This is a genomic window from Tardiphaga sp., assembly GCF_028290785.1.
Classification (GTDB): Bacteria; Pseudomonadota; Alphaproteobacteria; order Rhizobiales; family Xanthobacteraceae; genus Tardiphaga.
The window spans coordinates 1-17,963 of sequence record NZ_JAQGJD010000140.1 but is presented as its reverse complement, the minus strand read 5'-3'; the positions used below and the strand labels follow the sequence as shown (position 1 = coordinate 17,963).

Here is a 17,963-nt window from a genome sequence, read left to right as displayed (position 1 = left end):
ATTACAGATCCTACCCCATCGCCTCCAGCTCATCGATCATCCCGGAGATCACCGACAGTCCGCCGTCCCAGAATTTCGGGTCCTTGGCGTCCAGCCCGAACGGCATCAGCAGTTCGGAATAGTGCTTGGTGCCGCCGGCGGCGAGCATCGCGAGGTAGCGCTCCGCAAAGCCTTCCTGGGCGTTTTCGTATACGGCATAAAGCGAGTTCACCAGGCAGTCGCCGAATGCATAGGCGTAGACGTAGAACGGCGAATGGATGAAGTGCGGGATGTACATCCAGAAGTTCTCGTAGCCCGGCCTGATGTCGATCGCCGGCCCGAGGCTCTCCTGCTGAACGCTCATCCAGATCTCGCCGATCCGCTCGGCGGTCAGTTCGCCGTTGCGGCGCTCGGTGTGGATGGCGCGCTCGAAGGAGTAGAACGCGATCTGCCGCACCACGGTATTGATCATGTCCTCGACCTTGCCGGCCAGCAGCGCCTGGCGCTGCTTGGCATTCTTGGTCTGCGACAGCAGCCGCTTGAAAGTCAGCATCTCGCCGAACACGGAGGCCGTCTCTGCCAGGGTCAGCGGCGTCGGCGCCATCAGCGCGCCGTTCCTGGCGGCCAGGACCTGGTGCACGCCGTGGCCGAGTTCGTGGGCCAGCGTCATCACATCGCGCGGCTTGCCCTGGTAGTTCATCAGCACATAGGGATGCGCCGACGGGGTGGTCGGATGCGAGAACGCGCCGGGCGCCTTGCCCGGCCGTACCGAGGCGTCGATCCAGCGGTCGGTGAAGAAGCGCTTGGCGATATCGGACATTTCCGGCGAGAACGCGGTGTAGGCAGTCAGCACCATGTCCTGCGCGTCGCTCCACGGAATGCTGCCGGTGGCGGCGAACGGCAGCGGCGCGTTGCGGTCCCAATGCGCCAGCTTCTTCTTGCCGAACCAGCGCGCCTTCAAGGCGTAGTAGCGATGCGACAGCCGCGGATAGGCTACGCGCACCGAGCCGACCAACGCATCGACGACCTCGCGCTCGACCCGGTTGGCGAGATGCCGGGAATCCGCGACGTCCTCGAAACCGCGCCAGCGGTCGGAGATTTCCTTATCCTTGGCCAGCGTGTTGGTGATCAGCGCGAAGGTGCGCTCGTTGGCCTTGAAGGTTTTCGCCAGCGCCTGCCCGGCCGCCTTGCGCTTCGCAGGCAGCCGATCCTGCAGCATGGTCAGCGTCGGCTCGATCGCCAGTTCGCGGCCGGAGACCTTGAAGCGCAGGCCGGAGATGGTCTGGTCGAACAACCGGTTGAAGGCGCCATAGCCGGTCTGCGACTTCTCATGGAACAGTTGCTCGACGCGGTCCTCAAGCTGATACGGCTTGTCCTTGCGGCTGTCCTCGATCCATGGCCGGTAGTGACCCAGCTCCGGCGTCTGCATCGCCTGCTCAATCACGGCGTCATCGACGCGGTTCAGTTCGAGGCCGAAGAACAGCAGATGCACCGACGCAGCGGTGATGCGTTCGGAGACGTCGCCGTAGAATTTCGAGATCGCCGGATCGACGCTGTCACCGGCATGGATCAACCCGGCATAGGAGCCGAGCCGTCCGGCCAGGTCGTCGATCGCCTCATAGCGCTTCACCGCGCCTGCGAGCCAGGCGCCGCCGCCGGGCTTTGCGGTCTCCTCAGCGAGCTTGCCCTTGTAGTCCGCCTCGAACGACGCGCAGTCGGCGTCGATCCTGTCCAGATCGCGGGCGACCTCCGGGGCGTCGATCGCCGAATACAGATCGGCCAGATTCCATTCCGGCAGTTTGGTCGGCTTCGGCTTCGACGGTGCCTTGGTTGACGATTTGCGCGCCGCCTTGCTGGCGGTGGCCTTGGCCGGAGCGGGCTTGCGAGAGGATTTGGCGGTCCGGGCGGTCGCAGATTTCGTCATAGGCACTTTCGGTTAGGCGCAGCCGTCACACGAAAGCGGCGAGCTGCGGCGTCAGGTGGGCCAGCAGTTCTTCGCTCTCGCCAAGCAAGGGTTCGATCCGGTCGTGGACCACATCGCGAATCGTACACCACACCACAACCATCCGCGCGACAAGTGACCACCGCGTGATGCGCAGCGCAGTTCTGGCATGCATGGCCACCAGCGGCAGGCTGCGGTGTTCGAACAGCAGCCGGCCGGCGCCGTCTTCCAGGATGTAGCGCCCGCCGATCCGCGACACGCACAGTTCGCAGGCCTGATCGGGGCGCGGTCCCAGCAGATAAAGCTGCGCGTCGCCGTTTTCGGTGATGCCGGTGTCCCACTCGCGTGCGCCAGCCAGCGCACCGACGAGGGTGTTCAATTCCGCCGCGCTCCAGGCGCCGGCAATCCGTGTCCGTTCGAATGCGATGACTGTCATGGCTTCGTTCCGAATAGCAGCCGGTGCAATTCCGGCTCGTAATAGACCAGTAAATGCTTGGCGAAGGCGGACGGGTCGAGGCCGAGTTCGGTGGCCCAGGCCTGCATGGTCTCGGTCGGCACCCGGCTGAAGCCGTTCTCTACCTGCGAAATGAAGGTGTAATATTTCAGACCGAGTTTTGCCGCGAGGTCGACTTGCGACAGGCCGGCCGCGGCGCGGCGCGCTTTCAGCCAGTCGCCCGCCTGCTTCCGCAACAACCGAGCCTCCGGCACGGCCTTGCCCTGCCGTGCTTCAGCGGAATTAACTTGATCTCGTTCAAGTTTCATGATTACGAAACTATCTAGGATGAATTGATCGATCCGACGACTTTTCGTAGCACGGATGGCCGGCTGCGTGAACGTCGACGGGCGCGACGAGATGCAGCATGGCCTTCATCGACCGAACCCGGTCTAACAGCTTCACCACCCCCGGCTCCGGCCGGACCAAGGAACTGTTCGCGGCCGTCCTGCTGGTCACGTTGATGGCAGCGCTGGCTTTGCGAGCGATGCTTTCCCTCGATGCGTTGGCTCCCGCAGTGGCGACGCTGATGTTCGCGATGGCCGCGGCCACCGCCGGCATCGCGCTGCTGTGCCACCGCGACGGCCTACGTCCGACCTGGTTCGACATCGCGGGGGTGCTGACCTTCGTCGGCATCGGTATCACCATCCTGATCGAACCGGACCAGATGGTCCGGCTGGTCACCCTGTCGGAGCAACCCGACTGAAGAAAATCCCCGCGGGCGTCGCCCGCGGTTTGAAGCCATCGCGTTCTGGCCCGGGCCCCTCTGACAGTTCATGTGAACTGTGATGTCGGACAGGACGTTCAACGGAGCGGCCCCAATGACTCAACTATTCACTGAACTATTTTCCCCTGAAGCCCTGACTGCCCTTTTCCAGGTCGTGATGATCGACCTGGTGCTCGCCGGCGACAACGCCATCGTCATCGGCCTCGCCGCCGCCGGCCTCCCCAAGGAGCAGCGCGGCAAGGCAATCCTGATCGGCATCATCGCCGCCACCATCCTGCGCATCGGCTTCGCCAGCGTCACGGTGCAACTGCTGCAGATCATCGGCCTGCTGCTGGCCGGCGGCGTATTGCTGTTGTGGGTGTGCTGGAAGATGTGGCGCGAACTGCGCGCCGGCCCGGCACACGATATCGACGAGCTGGAAAACCAGCTCAACGCCGACGGCACGCCGGCCGGGTCGCGCAAGACGCTCGGCCAGGCGATCTGGCAGATCACGCTGGCCGACGTGTCGATGTCGCTCGACAACGTCCTCGCCGTCGCCGGCGCCGCGCGTGAGCATCCGACCATCCTGATCTTCGGCCTGGCGCTGTCGATCGCGCTGATGGGACTCGCCGCCAGCTTCATCGCGCGGCTGCTGCAAAACCACCGCTGGATCGCCTATGTCGGCCTCGCCATCATCCTCTACGTGGCCGGCGACATGATCTATCGCGGCTTCCGCGAGGTCTATCCCTACGCGACGGCCTACCTCGCCCCGGCGTTATGAAAGCGTTAACGCTTTCGCCGCCATGGTGCTCCAAATCGGGACAATGCCGCGTTGGAGTATACCATGGTCGAACGAATCCTCGTCGCGGATGACGATGCTGTGCAGCGCCGTCTGGTCGAGAACATGGTGCAGCGCAGCGGCTACGAGGTGGTCGTGGTCGATTCCGGCGACGCCGCCATCGCCCGGCTGACCGATCCCGACGCGCCGGCCATCGACGCCGTCGTCCTCGATCTGGTGATGCCCGGCCTCGACGGCATGGGCGTGCTGACCAAGATTCGCGACGCCGGGCTCGCGGTGCCGGTGATCGTGCAGACTGCGCACGGCGGCATCGACAATGTGGTGTCGGCGATGCGCGCCGGCGCCCATGATTTTGTGGTCAAGCCGGTCGGCGTAGAGCGCCTGCAGGTGTCGTTGCGCAACGCGCTCAACGCCAGCGCGCTGAAGGGCGAGTTGCAGCGCATCAAGCACAGCCGCGAAGGCAAGCTGACCTTCAGGGACATCATCACCCGCTCTGCGGCGATGGACAACGTGCTGCGCACCGCGCGTAAGGCGGCGACCTCAACCATTCCCGTGCTGATCGAGGGTGAATCCGGCGTCGGCAAGGAGCTGATCGCGCGCGCCATCCACGGCTCCGGCGAGCGCGCCAGCAAGCCGTTCGTCGCGGTCAACTGCGGCGCTATCCCTGACAACCTCGTGGAGTCGATCCTGTTCGGGCACGAAAAAGGCTCGTTCACCGGCGCCACCGAACGCCATCTCGGCAAGTTCGTCGAAGCCTCCGGCGGCACGCTGTTTCTCGACGAGGTCAGCGAGCTGCCGCTGGCGGCGCAGGTCAAGCTCCTGCGCGCGCTGCAGGAGGGTTCCGTTGAAGCCGTCGGCGGCCGCAAGCCAGTCAAAGTCGATGTCCGCATCGTCTCGGCGACGAATCGCAAGCTGCTCGACCGCGTCAAGGAAGGCCAGTTCCGCGAGGACCTGTTTTACCGCCTGCACGTGCTGCCGCTGACAATCCCGCCGCTGCGTTCGCGGCGCGAGGACATCCCGCATCTGCTGCGGCATTTCCTGGCGCGGTTCTGCGCCGAAGAGAACCGGCCGATCACCGGCATTAGCGGCGACGCCATGACGCTGCTGACGCAACTCGACTGGCCCGGCAACATCCGCCAGCTGGAAAACGCGGTCTATCGCGCCGTGGTGATGAGCGAAGGCGACCAGCTCGGCCTCCCCGACTTTCCGCAGGCCGCAGCGCAGGCGCCGGGCATTGCCGGTCCGTCCGGCGAACCGCTGCTGCTGGAGCCGGCGTTTCATACCACCGCGCCCAATATCGCCCCCGGCATCGAGGCACCGCCCTATCCCATGGCCGCCGCGGGCAGCCTTTCGATGCTGACTTTGAGCGGCGAGGTCCGGCCGCTGGAAGAGATGGAGGCCGAGATCATCCGCTTCGCCATCGCGCATTACCGCGGCCAGATGTCGGAAGTCGCACGCCGCCTTAAAATCGGCCGTTCAACGCTGTACCGTAAGCTCGATGAAGCCGCTGAAAAGGATGCGCCGGGTTTAGAATCTGAACAGATCGGCTGACACGATCGTACGCCGCGCGATCGAACAGGCCGTTGCGATTGCAGGGAACTTCGAACCGTGGCGGCGCGGTGACACACTGACCAAAAGCAGGGTCAGTTCAGCGGAATACGTTGCAAAAGGGTTATGTTGCAGTCAGTTTGTCATGAGTGCCTGGTGCCGCGCGTGACTGGCATCGGCGTGTATCGTCTGCGTATGAATTGTGCGTGCAGACCGACAGCGCAGGCGCTTCAGCCGAAGCAGTGATGCGAGACCAGGAACTGCTCCATGCCGGAGCAGCTTCACACGAGGGATGCGAGAATGCGTGACACTTCGAGCGGCCGTTCCGGATTTGACCGCGTGCTGATGGCCGTGGCCGCGACCTTCCTGACGGTGTCCGCCAGCGCCGCTTTCGCGCAGACCCCATCCCCCCGCGACAGCGTCTCGGAACTGGCGATCGACGCCGCCGTACCGCGCCCCGAACCCGCCAACGTCCCGCCACCGACCGCCGCCGACATCAAGCTCGACAGCACCGCGTCGGTGCCCGATGCGAGCAAGACGTCGGGAACGACAATCGGCGCAACATCGTCCGACACGCCGGTGAAGCCGAGCGATACGGCGACCGCGCCGGTCGCGACGCCCCCTGCTGCCACGGCCACCGCGCCTGCGGCGACGCCCGCAGCCGAGCCGGCCAAGGAAACGGCAAAGGACGTCGCCAAGCCGGCGACCACTGTTACATCGAGCGATCAGCCGGTGGCCGAAAAGCTGCGCGAGATGGTCGCTGCCAAGTCATCCAAATATCTGGATCGCAAGGGCGAGCGCGCCGCGGTCGAGAAGTTCTACATCGCGCGTGACTACGCCCCGCTGTGGACGCAGAACGGCAGCGTAACCACCGCCGCCAAGGGCGTGATCGCCCGCCTGCAGGATGCGGGTTCCGACGGCCTCAGCGCCGCGGACTATCCGGTGCCGGATTTCGCCGCTGCCACCACGCCCGACGCGCTGGCCGAAGCCGAAATCAAGCTGACTTCGAGCGTGCTGGACTACGCCCGCCAGGCGCAGAGCGGCCGTATGCACTGGTCGCAGATCTCCGGCGACATCGCCTTCCCCGAGCACCCCACCGATCCCTATGAAGTGCTGGTCAACGTCTCGACCGCGCGCAACGCCTCGATCGCGCTGGACAGCTACAATCCGCCGCACAAGGCGTATCAGGAACTGAAGAAGAAGCTGGCAGAGCTGCGCGGCGAGAGCGCCATGCCGATTCGGCCGATCGGCGAAGGTCCGGCGCTGAAGTTCGTCAAGCCGACCAAGAAGAACCCGACCGCGGCCGTGATGGAAGATTCCCGCGTGCCTCTGCTGCGCGCCAAGCTCAATGTCGAGAACGCCGGCGACACCAAGTACGATGCTGCGGTCGCCGAGGCGGTCCGCAAATACCAGGCCAGCAACGAGCTGAAGGCCACCGGCGTGCTCGACGAGGCCACCGTGCGCGCGATGAACTCGCCGAAGCGCGACCGCCAGATCGACACCTTGATCGTCAATATGGAGCGTTGGCGCTGGCTGCCGCGCCAGCTCGGCGCCGCCTCGATCGGCAACGCCTATGTGATGCTGAACATCCCCGACTTCAGCCTCAAGGTGATGCACAACGACACCCAGGCCTGGACCACGCGCGTGGTGGTCGGCAAGGTCGGCCAGCACGCCACGCCGCTGCTGACCGAGACGATGAAGTACATCACGGTCAACCCGACCTGGAACGTGCCGCCGTCGATCATCTACAACGAATATTTGCCGGCGCTGCAGCAGGACCCCACCGTCCTGCAGCGCATGGGCCTCAAGCTGACCCGCAACCCCGACGGCAGCATCCACATTGCGCAGCCGCCCGGCGAGGCCAATGCGCTCGGCCGCATCCGCTTCAACTTCCCGAACAAGTTCCTGGTCTATCAGCACGACACCCCGGACAAGAACCTGTTCGCCCGTGACGTCCGCGCCTTCAGCCACGGCTGCATGCGCGTACAGAACCCGGACCAGTACGCTGCGACCCTGCTGAACATCACCATGCCCGGCGACCGCTACACCCCGGAAAAAATTCGCTCGATGTACGGCAGCAGCGAAATCGACCTCAAATTCCCGACGCCGATCCCCGTCAACATCACCTACCAGACCGCCTGGGTCGATGATTCCGGCAAACTGCAATTGCGCAACGACATCTATGGCCGCGACGCGCAGATGCTGTCGATCCTGCGCAACACCAAGGGCAAGGATCTGGAAAGCGTGGTTGCCCACTCGCAGCCGAGCTACGCCCGCCCCCGCGCCGACATTCCGCAGGGCGTCGCGTTCAACGACAACGGACCGGGCGCCAGCGCCTCGAGCGGCCCCTCATTCTTCGAACGCCTGTTCGGCGGCCCGACCCCGCCGCCGATGGCGCCGGGCCAGAAGCCGCGCCGCACGGTGACGCGTTAATTTTCGCTCGAATCGGAATTATCCATCTGGATCAAGGGCTTCATCGTCGGGTGAAGCCCTTTTTCGTGGCCCGCTTGTTAACCTAGGTTAACCATTCTCCATCTGCATTTCGGCAGAGGGCTATTTTTTGCCATAGTCGGCGGGTTAAGTTTGAGGGTCGGCTTGAACAACCGACGGGGACTGGAGGGTAAACCCTGGTTAACCCTCCTGATTTAGGACTGCGTTTAGTCTCTTTCGCCACATGGGGTCGCGAGAGAGTACGACTTGGGTGGGCTCATCCGTGCTGGCAGGTTTCGCACGCCGTTTCACATCGCTGCCTTCGCGCGCCGGCTTCCAGGCCAGTGTGACGTCGCTGATGCTGATCGCCAGCGCAGGCACGGTTCATAATGCCACGGCGCTTGACGAGACCCGCACGCTCTCCTTCCACCACACCCATTCCGGCGAAGACCTCACCGTCACGTTCAAGCGCAGCGGCCGCTACGACGACGACGCGATGAAGCAGATCAACCACTTCCTCCGCGACTGGCGCAGCCAGGACCAGACCACCATGGACCGTCGGCTGTTCGACATCCTTTGGGAAGTCTACCGCGACGTCGATGGCAAGGCACCGATCCAGATCATCTCCGCCTATCGTTCCCCCGCCACCAACGCCATGCTCCGCCGCCGTTCCTCCGGCGTCGCCCGCGCCAGCCAGCACATGCTCGGCCACGCCATGGACTTCTTCATTCCCAACGTGCCGCTCGAGCAGATTCGCTTCGCCGGGCTTCGCCTGCAGCGTGGCGGCGTCGGCTTCTACCCGACCTCCGGTTCGCCCTTCGTGCATCTCGACACCGGCAGCATCCGGCACTGGCCGCGCATGACCCACGACCAGTTGGCCCGGGTGTTCCCGAACGGCCGCACCGTGCATGTGCCGTCCGACGGCAATCCGCTGCCCGGCTACGAACTGGCAATGGCCGACATCGAGAAGCGCGGCGACGGCGACAGTGTGACGACGTCCAAGAGCAAGCCCGGCCTGCTCGCCTCGCTGTTCTCCCGCAAATCGAACGACGATGAAGAAGAAGGCGCCGGTCCCGCCATTGCGCCCGCCAAGCCTTCCACTGTTGGCCTGATGGCCGCGGCGATGCCCACGAAACCCGCCGAGCCGGTGCCGATGCCGCGCGCCAAGCCGGCACGGGCAACCACTTTCCAGGTCGCTTCGGCTGACGCGCAGACGCTCCCCGCCCCAGCGGCGGCACCTGCTGCGCCTGCGCCGAAGATGGCTTCCGACGGCAATCCGCTGCCGCGCCCGCCCGGCGACATCGCCGCTTCGAAGCTGCAGTCCCCGGCCGACATCATCAATGCCCGCGGCTTCTGGGATGAAATGCCGGCGACGCCGAAGCAGGCCGAGCCGCAGCTCGTCGCCGCCCTCACCGCCCGCCAGGCGCTCGCCAATGCGGTCGATCAGCAGCCCGCGGAAAGCGCTTTCGCCAAAGCGATGGCCTATGCGCCGCCAACATCGTCGCCGGTCGATCGCACCCAGGTGGTCGCCGCCAGCGCGCCGATCCCGCGCGGCCTGCGACCCACGCCGGTGGCGCGCAATCCGATGGCCGTGAACAACATTACCACCGTGGTCGGCAAGAATGCGCAGGGACAGGGCCGCGTCGTGACCATCTCGACCCGTCTCGCCGCCGCCAACGTGCCCGATGACAATGTCTGGATGCGCGCGATGATCGTCGCGCCCAGCGCCAGCACCTCGATGTCATCGACAGTCATGGGCGACAGCGACCTCACCGTCCTGCGCGCGCACTTCACCAAGCCGCAGGCGGTGGTGGCGATGAGCTTCTCGGACGATCCGCAGCTCGGCCTGGTCTGCGAGCACTTCACCGGCTCGATCGGCGCCACGCTAACGACCACGCCGTTCGTGCGCACGGCATCGCTGCGCTGAGGCGCAAGTCCACATTCTGGATTCGAATTGGCTAGGCTTCTTCCTCGTTCTCCCCTTGTGGGAGAAGGTGGCGCGGACGAAGTCCGCGTCGGATGAGGGGTGACCGGGCTCAGCGCCCGCGACTACCCCTCACCCGGCCGCGCTATCGCGCGTCCACCCTCTCCCACGAGGGGAGAGGGAAGAAAGCGCCTTACAGCATCCCCAGCGCCTGCAGATACGTATCCAGGATGGTTTCCTGCTCGGCGCGTTCGTTGGCGTCCTGCTTGCGCATGCGGATGATGGTACGCAGCGCCTTGACGTCGTAGCCGTTGCCCTTGGCTTCGCCGTAGACGTCCTTGATGTCGTCGGAAATCGTCTTTTTCTCTTCTTCCAGACGCTCGATGCGCTCGACGATGGCCTTGAGCTGGTCCTTGGCGAAGGAATGCGTCGCCTGATCGTCCAGAACGGACGCTGCTGAGGTGGCCATGGATACTCCTGATAAAACCGATGTGGGAAGGCGGGGACAGGCCGCCGGAGGGGCCCGTTTTTCGAGATGACACTTCGTTGCTGAGGCGACTCAGGTCAAGCCGCCATCACCGACATCCACAGCACCACGGGAATAATACGCGGTTAATACCGTCTGAATGCCCAAGATCCTTGACCATTACTCTCAGCCGTCATTGCGAGGAGCCCTTGCGACGAAGCAATCCAGTTCTTTACCGTTCGTGGCCCCTGGATTGCCGCGTCGCTTCGCTCCTCGCAATGACGGGGGAACCGTCAGTGGCCGGCGGACGCCTTCTTCATCGCCTCGAGCTGCTGCGGGCTGGCCTCGGCCTGGTGCAGCTTCTTCCAGTCCTCGTAGGGCATGCCATAGACCGCCTCGCGGCTGGCGTCCTTGCTCAGTTCGACGCCCTTGGCGTCGGCGGCGTCCTTCAACCAGTTCGACAGGCAGTTGCGGCAGAAGCCGGCGAGATTCATCAGGTCGATGTTCTGCACGTCGGGGCGATTGCGCAAATGTTCAACCAGACGGCGGAAAACCGCGGCTTCCAGCTCGGTCTGGGTGGTATCGTCAATTGCCATGCTCGGTCTCGCTGTTATGCCGCTACCAGTCTAACATGGGCGCTGTCACAGATTTTGCCAGATCGCCGCGCAGACAGGCGCAGCCCGATAATCAGGTTCCGCGACCGTTGACAGCTCCGACGGGCCACGCGAAATCTTCAATGAAATTGATATAGCTTCGCCCGATGATGTTTGTAGATTCTCTTTGCCGCCCCGTATTGCGTCGCAGCCTGATCGCCGGCCTGTTGCCGGCGCTGGCGCTCGCCTGGATGTGCCTGTGGGCCAGCCCCGCGGCCGCGGACTTCCGGCTCTGCAACAACACCTCAAGCCGGGTCGGCATCGCGCTGGGCTACAAGGACGCCGAGGGCTGGACCACCGAAGGCTGGTGGAACGTGTCGTCGCGGGCCTGTGAAACGCTGCTGCGCGGCACCCTGGTGGCGCGCTTCTACTACATCTATGCGCTCGACTATGACCGCGGCGGCGAATGGTCCGGCCAGGCCTTCATGTGCTCGCGCGACAAGGAATTCACCATCAAGGGCACCGAGAACTGCCTGGCGCGCGGCTTCGACCGCACCGGCTTCTTCGAGGTCGATACCGGCGAGCAGCGCGCCTGGACCGTGCAACTGACCGAGACCAACGAGCAGCCACCGCGGCTGCCGGGCATCCCCGGCGGACCGGCTGGGCCACCCGGACAGGGCTTCCCGAACATCCCCGGCGCGCCGGGCGGAACGCCGCCCGGCGGCGCCGGACTACCGCCGGCAACGACGGCGCCCGGTCCCAAGCCATGAGGCGCCAGCGCCGTATCAAGATCCTGGCCACGCTCGGGCCGGCCTCCTCCGACAGCGCCATGATCCGCAAGCTGTTCGAGGCCGGCGCCGACGTGTTCCGGATCAATATGAGCCATACCTCGCACGACAAGATGCGCGAGCTGGTGAAGACCATCCGCAACGTCGAGAGCAGCTACGGCCGTCCGATCGGCATCCTGGTCGATCTGCAGGGCCCCAAGCTGCGGGTCGGCGCCTTTGCCGAAAGCGGCGTGCAGCTCAAGAACGGCGAGACCTTCATCCTCGATTCCAGTCCGGCGCCCGGCGACGCCACCAGGGTGCAACTGCCGCATCCGGAAATCCTGATGGCGCTGCGTCCCGGCCATGCGCTGCTGATCGACGACGGCAAGCTGCGGCTGATCGTCGAGGAAGCCAGCTCCGACCGCGCCGTCACCCGCGTGGTGATCGGCGGCCGCATCTCCGACCGCAAGGGCGTCAGCCTGCCGGACACCGACCTGCCGGTGTCGGCGATGACGCCGAAGGACCGCCTCGATCTGGAGGCGGCGCTGGAGACCGGGATCGACTGGGTGGCTTTGTCCTTCGTGCAGCGCGCCGACGACGTCACCGAGGCCCGCCGGCTGGTGCGCGGCCGCGCCTCGATCATGTCGAAGATCGAGAAGCCGCAGGCGATCGACCGGCTCGACGACATTCTCGATGCCTCCGAGGCGCTGATGGTGGCGCGCGGCGACCTCGGCGTCGAGCTGCCGCTGGAACGGGTGCCGAGCCTGCAGAAGCGTATGACGCGGATGGCGCGCCGCGCCGGCAAGCCGGTGGTGGTGGCGACCCAGATGCTGGAATCGATGATCCAGAGCCCAGTGCCGACCCGCGCCGAAGTCTCCGACGTGGCCACAGCGATCTATGAAGGCGCCGACGCCGTGATGCTGTCGGCGGAATCCGCCGCCGGGAAATTCCCGATGGAGGCGGTCGCGACCATGAACCGGATCGGCGAGGAGGTGGAGCGCGATCCGACCTATCGCACTGTGCTCATGGCGCAGCGGCCCGACCCGGAACCGACCGCCGGCGACGCCATTGCCGACGCCGCGCGACAAATCGCCGAGACGCTCGATCTGTCCGCCATCATCTGCTGGACCAGTTCGGGCTCCACCGCGCTGCGCGTGGCGCGCGAACGTCCGAAGCCGCCGGTGGTGGCGATCACGCCGAACCTCTCTACCGGGCGAAAACTGTCGCTGGTGTGGGGCGTGCACTGCGTGGTGGCGGAAGACGCCAAGGATCAGGACGACATGGTAGAGCGCGCCGGCCGCATCGCGTTCCGCGACGGTTTTGCGCGGGCCGGCGAGCGCGTCATCATCGTCGCCGGCGTGCCGCTCGGAACGCCGGGGGCGACCAACATGGTGCGGATTGCGTTTGTCGGCACCGGGCGCGACGGGGACTTCTAGCTTAATTGAAGCGTCCGTTTAGCGGCACCTTAACGCCCCCTCGCTACCACAGGTGATATCCAGTCATCGGGCAAATGGGGCGATAGCGACGATGTTGAAGACAGTCTCGGGCATCGCGCTGATCGCGATCGCCATCTTGCTGGCCCTGCAGGTCTTCCCCGTCACCGGCGTCTTTCTTATGATCTTCGGAGGCCCGGTGTGGACCGGCATGCTGGTTCATATATTCCTGCTGGCACTCGCCATCGAAGGAGGGCTTCGTCGCATTCCACGCGCCTTCATCGCAATTCCGCTGATCGCCTATGGCAGCTACTACGTGCTCTATGCCTATCAGACCATCGACATGGCACACGTTTCCGCCGCGCTGCGCATGTCCAATTCGGCCAAGGTAATCGATTTCCGGGCCGACGAGTACTCGCTTGTCACGCCGGCGGCGCAAACGCTGGTATCTACCCATGCAATCGCCGTGGCCTATGAGCCGAACGCAAACTTTCAGCCGGAACAACATGTCGCCGTCCGGTTGATCCACCGCGACCAGTGCAAGCTTCCCAAGGATGGCCTGCTCCGAATTCAGACATCCGGAGTCTCGTTCGGAAACACATCGCTCGACAACGCCTGCCTGTTGCGTTTCCCGGAAGCACCGCCGGAAAGGATCGTGGCGATCGTCAAGCTCGGGGACGAGGAGATATGGAAGCACAAGCGCGGAATCAGCACAGCGACATCGCAGCTGAAGCTCGACGGCAAGGTCGTCGGCAGCTTCACGACTGCATCGGTCTGGCGCCTGCCAGTTCTCCCCGGCCTCGCTGTCGGCTGCGGCCTGATCAGCAATCCGGCTGCTTGGAAATGCGGCGCCGACTTCATGAGATCGCATACGGTTCTCGACACGGTCCCGGACAGCATCGACCGCGAACGCTTCGATGGGCCAGAGAGCGTCATGCTGGGACTTCCGAAATATACGGCCGCAGGCTTTCGCGGCTATCCGGAGAACGACGCCACCGTGGCTTGGCTTGCCGGGGAGCCACAGCGCGTCGAGGACAGGATGTTTGCGTTGATGCAGGACCTCGCCGAGGGAGGGTATCCGAAAGTGCCTATGCGTATGGGATATACGGTCGCTCAAAATCCGGCCCGTCTGGCGCCACTGGCCGAAGCCATGGCCAACCGCTTCATCGAGTTGAGCAACGTCAAGCCGACGCACGACGATGCACAGGAATACACATTCCGCTACGAAAGCCTCGCACGGGCGTTGACCGCGCTTCCAGACGGCGCCTTTGCGAAAGTGGCTGCCCCCCTGTTCGCCTACTTTCTCGAAGGGATGTCGAGGAATCAGTTTCCCACGTTATATGCCCGAATCCAGGCTGCATCCGGTGCGCAGACTCTCGATTTCTACGAAGCGGACTACATGGCGACCAGAGGATACCGACGGTTGATGCCGGTGCTTGCCATTTGCCGGATCGGCCACGCCAGTCCGGCTGTCATCGCTGAAATGAAGACGCAGCTACTGCGCTTGAGCGACGGTCCGTCTTCGGATGACGACAGCAAGACCGCGCTGATCGTCACACTGCTGAAACTTGGCGAGGCCCCTGTTGTGCAGGACAACAAGTCACACCTTGCGAACAACTCTCAACCGAATTTTGCAAATTGGCTCGACGCCGTGCTGGCGGGCAAGGGCACGACTGCGGTCGGCCCGAACAACTGCATGACCAAGGACTGGAACGGCAGGCGCGCGACAAAGCCGTCGCTGGTCCTGACAGAAGGAGTCTGGATTGTCCCGCGCACCAGCTACTTTATGACAACGCCATGAACCGTGCACTTTGTCGGCCGGCCGCGGCACGGAAGTGTAGTCATTTGTCATTCCGCGGCGCGCGCAGCGATAGCTGCGAGCGAACCCGGAATCCCAAGATGTTCAAAACATTTCGAGATTCCGGGTCTGCGCCCTCAGCGCCGTTGGCGCTAAGGACGCATCCCGGAATGACACGTTACCTCAGCCCAGCAGCGTCGCGTCCAGCGTTATCTCGGCATTCAGCAGCTTCGACACCGGGCAGCCGGCCTTGGCCATTGCGGTGAGTGCTTCGAACTTCGCCTGGTCGGCGCCGGGGATCTTCGCCGACAGCGTCAAGTGCACCTTGGTGATGGCGAAACCGTCGCCCTGCTTCTCCAGCGTGACGTCGGCCTTGGTCTCCATCGACTCGGCGGTGAGCTTGGCTTCGCCGAGGATCAGCGACAACGCCATGGTGAAGCAGGCGGCATGCGCCGCGCCGATCAGCTCCTCGGGATTGGAGCCGGGCTTGCCTTCGAAGCGGCTGGCGAATCCATAGGGATAGTCCGCAAGCGCGCCGCTCTTGGTCGAGATCGACCCGATGCCGTCCTTGATGCCGCCCTTCCACTTGGCCGATCCAAAAGTCGTGGTCATGCAATTCTCCTGCTGTGGTTGGAAACCGGTCGAGAACGCACGCTAGCGCGACGCGGCCGTCGGTTTTGTGTCGGCCGCCGCCATCATGTTCTCGATCTCACGGCAGATAAGGTCGGGGGCGGCGTTTTGCACCATGTGGCCGACATTCAGCAGCACGATCAGCCTGGCGCCGGGCACTGTCGCGGCGAGGCGACGGGAATGGACGTCGGGGAACACCGTGGTGTCGGTATCGCCGGTCATCACCAGCATGGGCACCCGAATGTCGCCGTACCGCGGCGCCTGTTCGGCAACCGCCGCTTTCAGCGTGACCAGATCCCAGGCATTGGCGAGAAATTCTTGGGGGCGCAGCACCAGGGGAACCGCGCTGGCCTGCACATAGCCCTCCGGCATCACTTGCGGCAGGAATGCCGCGCGGGTGCCGGGTCCGGCGAGCACTAGGCCGAGCGGCAGCGTGATGGTGTAAGCCAGCAGCGGCCCGATCACCGGCGTGGTCACCACCTTGTTGTAGAAGCCGACGCCGCCGGGCCACGGATAGGCCACGCCGGCCAGGGTCACCAGCCCCGAGACGCGCTGCGGATAATCCAGTGCCAGTCGCAGCCCCAGCGCGCCGGCCAGTGAATGCACCACCACGATCGCGTGGTCGATGCCGAGCTGGCCGAGCGCCTCGTCGATCATCTTCGCCTGCATCGCCGGCGACGAATTTGGCAGATCGTCGCGGGTGCTCCAGCCGTGGCCCGGGCGGTCGATCAGGATGACGCGATGGGTCCTCGCAAGCTGGTCGCCGAGCGGCACCCGCATGGTGCCGAGATTAGAGGTGGCGCCGTGGATCAGCACGATGGGCGGACCGGCGCCCTCCCGGGGCCCGATGTCGACCACATGCAGCCGGCCGCCCGCGACATCGACGAACCAACCCTGCGCCGGATATTTCTGCTGCAGCACGTAAACGCCTACCTGCGTGATCAGCGCGAGCACGAGCAGCGCGGTCGCCGCATAGACAGACAGCATGATCAGGATCCGGGGAACTTTTGGCACGATGGAGCTACGCAGCCGCGTCAGATCGGTTTCGCGGCCGTCTACTCACGCACTGACGCCGAGGCGTCCGATGCCGGGCAGCTTGATGGCGGGGCGGCGGATGTCCAGGCCGAACACTGCGCCGAGCAAATTGACCTCCAGCCCCTCGACCCACCCGACCGTGAGGCCGAGATAGCCGCCCAGGGTGGCGCGGACGCCGGTGCCGGACGGCGTCCAGCCAAAGGCTTCGCCGCTCCACGGAAAATCCTTGCCGATGGCGGTCGGCGGCAGCGCCACCTGCAGTTCTGGGACTGCCGACAGCACCGCGGCCACGAACGTATTGGAATTTGGTCCCGGCCACGCCCGGTAGTCGCCATAGGCGCGGAACGAATAGCTGGCGATCGCCGCCTCAATCTTCGGGATCATCAATGCGGCAGCGTCGCCATCGGCGGCGGCGAGTGCGATCGGCGCGTCGCCGAACCAGCGGCCATCGGCGGCAAAGCCGTTGACGCGGATCGGCTCGCCCCAGGCGGTGTAGTCGTAGCGGGTATAGCGCGAGGCGCCCTTTTCCTTGAACACCAGCCAGGTGTGGACGGCAAAGATGCCGCGCCAGCGCACCGTACGGGCGGCAAACACGCGGACCAGCGCCTCCGGATGCGCGGCGGGCTGCGGCAGCAATCCGGCGCTGGAGCGGTCCGCGCTCTGCCAGTTCACCGAGCGGTCACCGAACCAATAGTATTTCGCCGCCGACACGCCGAGCGGAACGACCAACAGAGCCATCAGAACGATCACGAATTTTCTCACCGAAGGGAGCCCGAAGGAGGTATCGGCTTCATATAGGCGGCGCGCCCGGTTTCGCCACGGCCCGGGGACGCGATGTCGCGGGCCCGGAACTATCCACGCTATCCACAGGGCCGCGGACCCTGTTGTCGTATTCTTTCCGGATTTGACGGGAAAAATATCCTGACTGAAACCGGAGAAGCTTCCATGCCCCCCGAGCGGACCGACATCGCCATCGACGAGATCATCGCTACCTGCGACGGCGACCTGCGCGGGGCATTGAAAGCCCTGTTGCTGGTCAACGAGCAACTGGAATCGGAATTACAGCAGCTCTATGCCCGGGCGGAACGTGGCGATACGGTCCGGCCGGGCAACAGCGTTCTACACTAGCTGCCACCGTCGAGGACCATTCCGCCGGAGCTGTCGTAAATCCAGCCGTTACGCCCGACCCAGCCGCCGCGCCGGTCGATCGGCTTCGGCGCTGCCGTCGTCGGTCGCCTCGGGCGCTTCCTGCATCGGCACCGGCATCAGGATGGTCTGCCCGCCGCTGAAGATCTCGATGCCTTCTTCCTGGAAACGCAGCTTCATGCGGCGGTTGAACTCGCGCTGCACCGGCCAGCGGCCGGAATCGGTACAGCGGATCTGGCCGACAATGGAAGCCATCGCGCCGTCGACCTTGTCG

The 17,963-nt window shown here is 64.7% G+C and carries 18 protein-coding genes; 9 read left to right on the top strand and 9 right to left on the bottom strand.

What is annotated here, in order from left to right; genetic code table 11:
* Positions 1-10 precede the first annotated feature (10 nt).
* The 3 genes from JWR89_RS08460 to JWR89_RS08450 are packed head-to-tail and all read right to left on the bottom strand — an operon-like array spanning position 11 to position 2,683.
* Positions 11-1,903: a M3 family oligoendopeptidase gene (locus JWR89_RS08460; RefSeq protein ID WP_299714279.1), complete on the bottom strand. Its 1,893-nt coding sequence runs from the start codon at positions 1,901-1,903 to the stop codon at positions 11-13.
* A 25-nt stretch (positions 1,904-1,928) separates the two neighbouring features.
* Positions 1,929-2,357, bottom strand: a complete 429-nt coding sequence (locus JWR89_RS08455) for a hypothetical protein (RefSeq protein ID WP_299714276.1) — start codon at positions 2,355-2,357, stop codon at positions 1,929-1,931.
* A complete protein-coding gene (locus JWR89_RS08450; RefSeq protein WP_299714273.1) occupies positions 2,354-2,683 on the bottom strand; it encodes a helix-turn-helix transcriptional regulator in 330 nt (109 codons plus the stop codon). The genes JWR89_RS08455 and JWR89_RS08450 overlap by 4 nt, the downstream gene beginning before the upstream one ends.
* A 98-nt stretch (positions 2,684-2,781) precedes the next feature.
* Here JWR89_RS08450 and JWR89_RS08445 point away from each other — a divergent pair, with 98 nt between their 5' ends.
* From JWR89_RS08445 to JWR89_RS08425, 5 genes are all read left to right on the top strand, one after another.
* Positions 2,782-3,120, top strand: a complete 339-nt coding sequence (locus tag JWR89_RS08445; protein ID WP_299714270.1) for a hypothetical protein — start codon at positions 2,782-2,784, stop codon at positions 3,118-3,120.
* A gap of 115 nt (positions 3,121-3,235) precedes the next feature.
* Positions 3,236-3,901, top strand: a complete 666-nt coding sequence (locus JWR89_RS08440; protein ID WP_299714267.1) for a TerC family protein — start codon at positions 3,236-3,238, stop codon at positions 3,899-3,901.
* A 63-nt stretch (positions 3,902-3,964) separates the two neighbouring features.
* Positions 3,965-5,470 carry a sigma-54 dependent transcriptional regulator gene (locus JWR89_RS08435; RefSeq protein ID WP_299714264.1) on the top strand — a complete coding sequence of 502 codons (1,506 nt, stop codon included), beginning with the start codon at positions 3,965-3,967 and terminating at the stop codon, positions 5,468-5,470.
* Positions 5,471-5,767: 297 nt separating this feature from the next.
* A complete protein-coding gene (locus tag JWR89_RS08430; RefSeq protein WP_299714261.1) occupies positions 5,768-7,900 on the top strand; it encodes a L,D-transpeptidase family protein in 2,133 nt (710 codons plus the stop codon).
* Between the two features lie 280 nt (positions 7,901-8,180).
* Positions 8,181-9,824, top strand: coding sequence for a DUF882 domain-containing protein (locus JWR89_RS08425; RefSeq protein ID WP_299714258.1), 1,644 nt, complete (start codon positions 8,181-8,183; stop codon positions 9,822-9,824).
* A 190-nt stretch (positions 9,825-10,014) separates the two neighbouring features.
* On the opposite strand, the gene JWR89_RS08420 is transcribed toward JWR89_RS08425, so the two are convergent.
* Together JWR89_RS08420 and JWR89_RS08415 are read right to left on the bottom strand one after the other, a co-directional pair.
* Positions 10,015-10,290, bottom strand: a complete 276-nt coding sequence (locus JWR89_RS08420) for a DUF2312 domain-containing protein (protein ID WP_143575346.1) — start codon at positions 10,288-10,290, stop codon at positions 10,015-10,017.
* Positions 10,291-10,580: 290 nt separating this feature from the next.
* A complete protein-coding gene (locus JWR89_RS08415; RefSeq protein WP_299714249.1) occupies positions 10,581-10,883 on the bottom strand; it encodes a DUF1244 domain-containing protein in 303 nt (100 codons plus the stop codon).
* A 248-nt stretch (positions 10,884-11,131) separates the two neighbouring features.
* Here JWR89_RS08415 and JWR89_RS08410 point away from each other — a divergent pair, with 248 nt between their 5' ends.
* The 3 genes from JWR89_RS08410 (at position 11,132) to JWR89_RS08400 (ending at position 14,881) form a co-directional block, all read left to right on the top strand.
* Positions 11,132-11,650, top strand: coding sequence for a DUF1036 domain-containing protein (locus JWR89_RS08410; protein ID WP_299714350.1), 519 nt, complete (start codon positions 11,132-11,134; stop codon positions 11,648-11,650).
* Positions 11,647-13,083 carry a pyruvate kinase gene (pyk, locus tag JWR89_RS08405; protein WP_299714246.1) on the top strand — a complete coding sequence of 479 codons (1,437 nt, stop codon included), beginning with the start codon at positions 11,647-11,649 and terminating at the stop codon, positions 13,081-13,083. The genes JWR89_RS08410 and pyk overlap by 4 nt, the downstream gene beginning before the upstream one ends.
* Before the next feature lie 91 nt (positions 13,084-13,174).
* Positions 13,175-14,881 carry a hypothetical protein gene (locus JWR89_RS08400; RefSeq protein WP_299714243.1) on the top strand — a complete coding sequence of 569 codons (1,707 nt, stop codon included), beginning with the start codon at positions 13,175-13,177 and terminating at the stop codon, positions 14,879-14,881.
* A 180-nt stretch (positions 14,882-15,061) separates the two neighbouring features.
* On the opposite strand, the gene JWR89_RS08395 is transcribed toward JWR89_RS08400, so the two are convergent.
* The 3 genes from JWR89_RS08395 to JWR89_RS08385 form a co-directional block, all read right to left on the bottom strand.
* Positions 15,062-15,490, bottom strand: coding sequence for an OsmC family protein (locus JWR89_RS08395; RefSeq protein ID WP_299714240.1), 429 nt, complete (start codon positions 15,488-15,490; stop codon positions 15,062-15,064).
* A 42-nt stretch (positions 15,491-15,532) separates the two neighbouring features.
* On the bottom strand, positions 15,533-16,495 hold the full coding sequence (locus JWR89_RS08390; protein ID WP_299714237.1) for an alpha/beta hydrolase: 963 nt from the start codon (positions 16,493-16,495) through the stop codon (positions 15,533-15,535).
* Between the two features lie 72 nt (positions 16,496-16,567).
* A complete protein-coding gene (locus JWR89_RS08385) occupies positions 16,568-17,281 on the bottom strand; it encodes a DUF3750 domain-containing protein (protein WP_299714234.1) in 714 nt (237 codons plus the stop codon).
* 207 nt (positions 17,282-17,488) lie between these two features.
* On the opposite strand from JWR89_RS08385, the gene JWR89_RS08380 reads away from it, so the two are divergent.
* On the top strand, positions 17,489-17,671 hold the full coding sequence (locus JWR89_RS08380; RefSeq protein ID WP_299714231.1) for a hypothetical protein: 183 nt from the start codon (positions 17,489-17,491) through the stop codon (positions 17,669-17,671).
* Positions 17,672-17,719: 48 nt separating this feature from the next.
* On the opposite strand, the gene JWR89_RS08375 is transcribed toward JWR89_RS08380, so the two are convergent.
* On the bottom strand, positions 17,720-17,963 hold a 244-nt coding region (locus tag JWR89_RS08375; RefSeq protein ID WP_299714228.1), incomplete at its 5' end, for a hypothetical protein.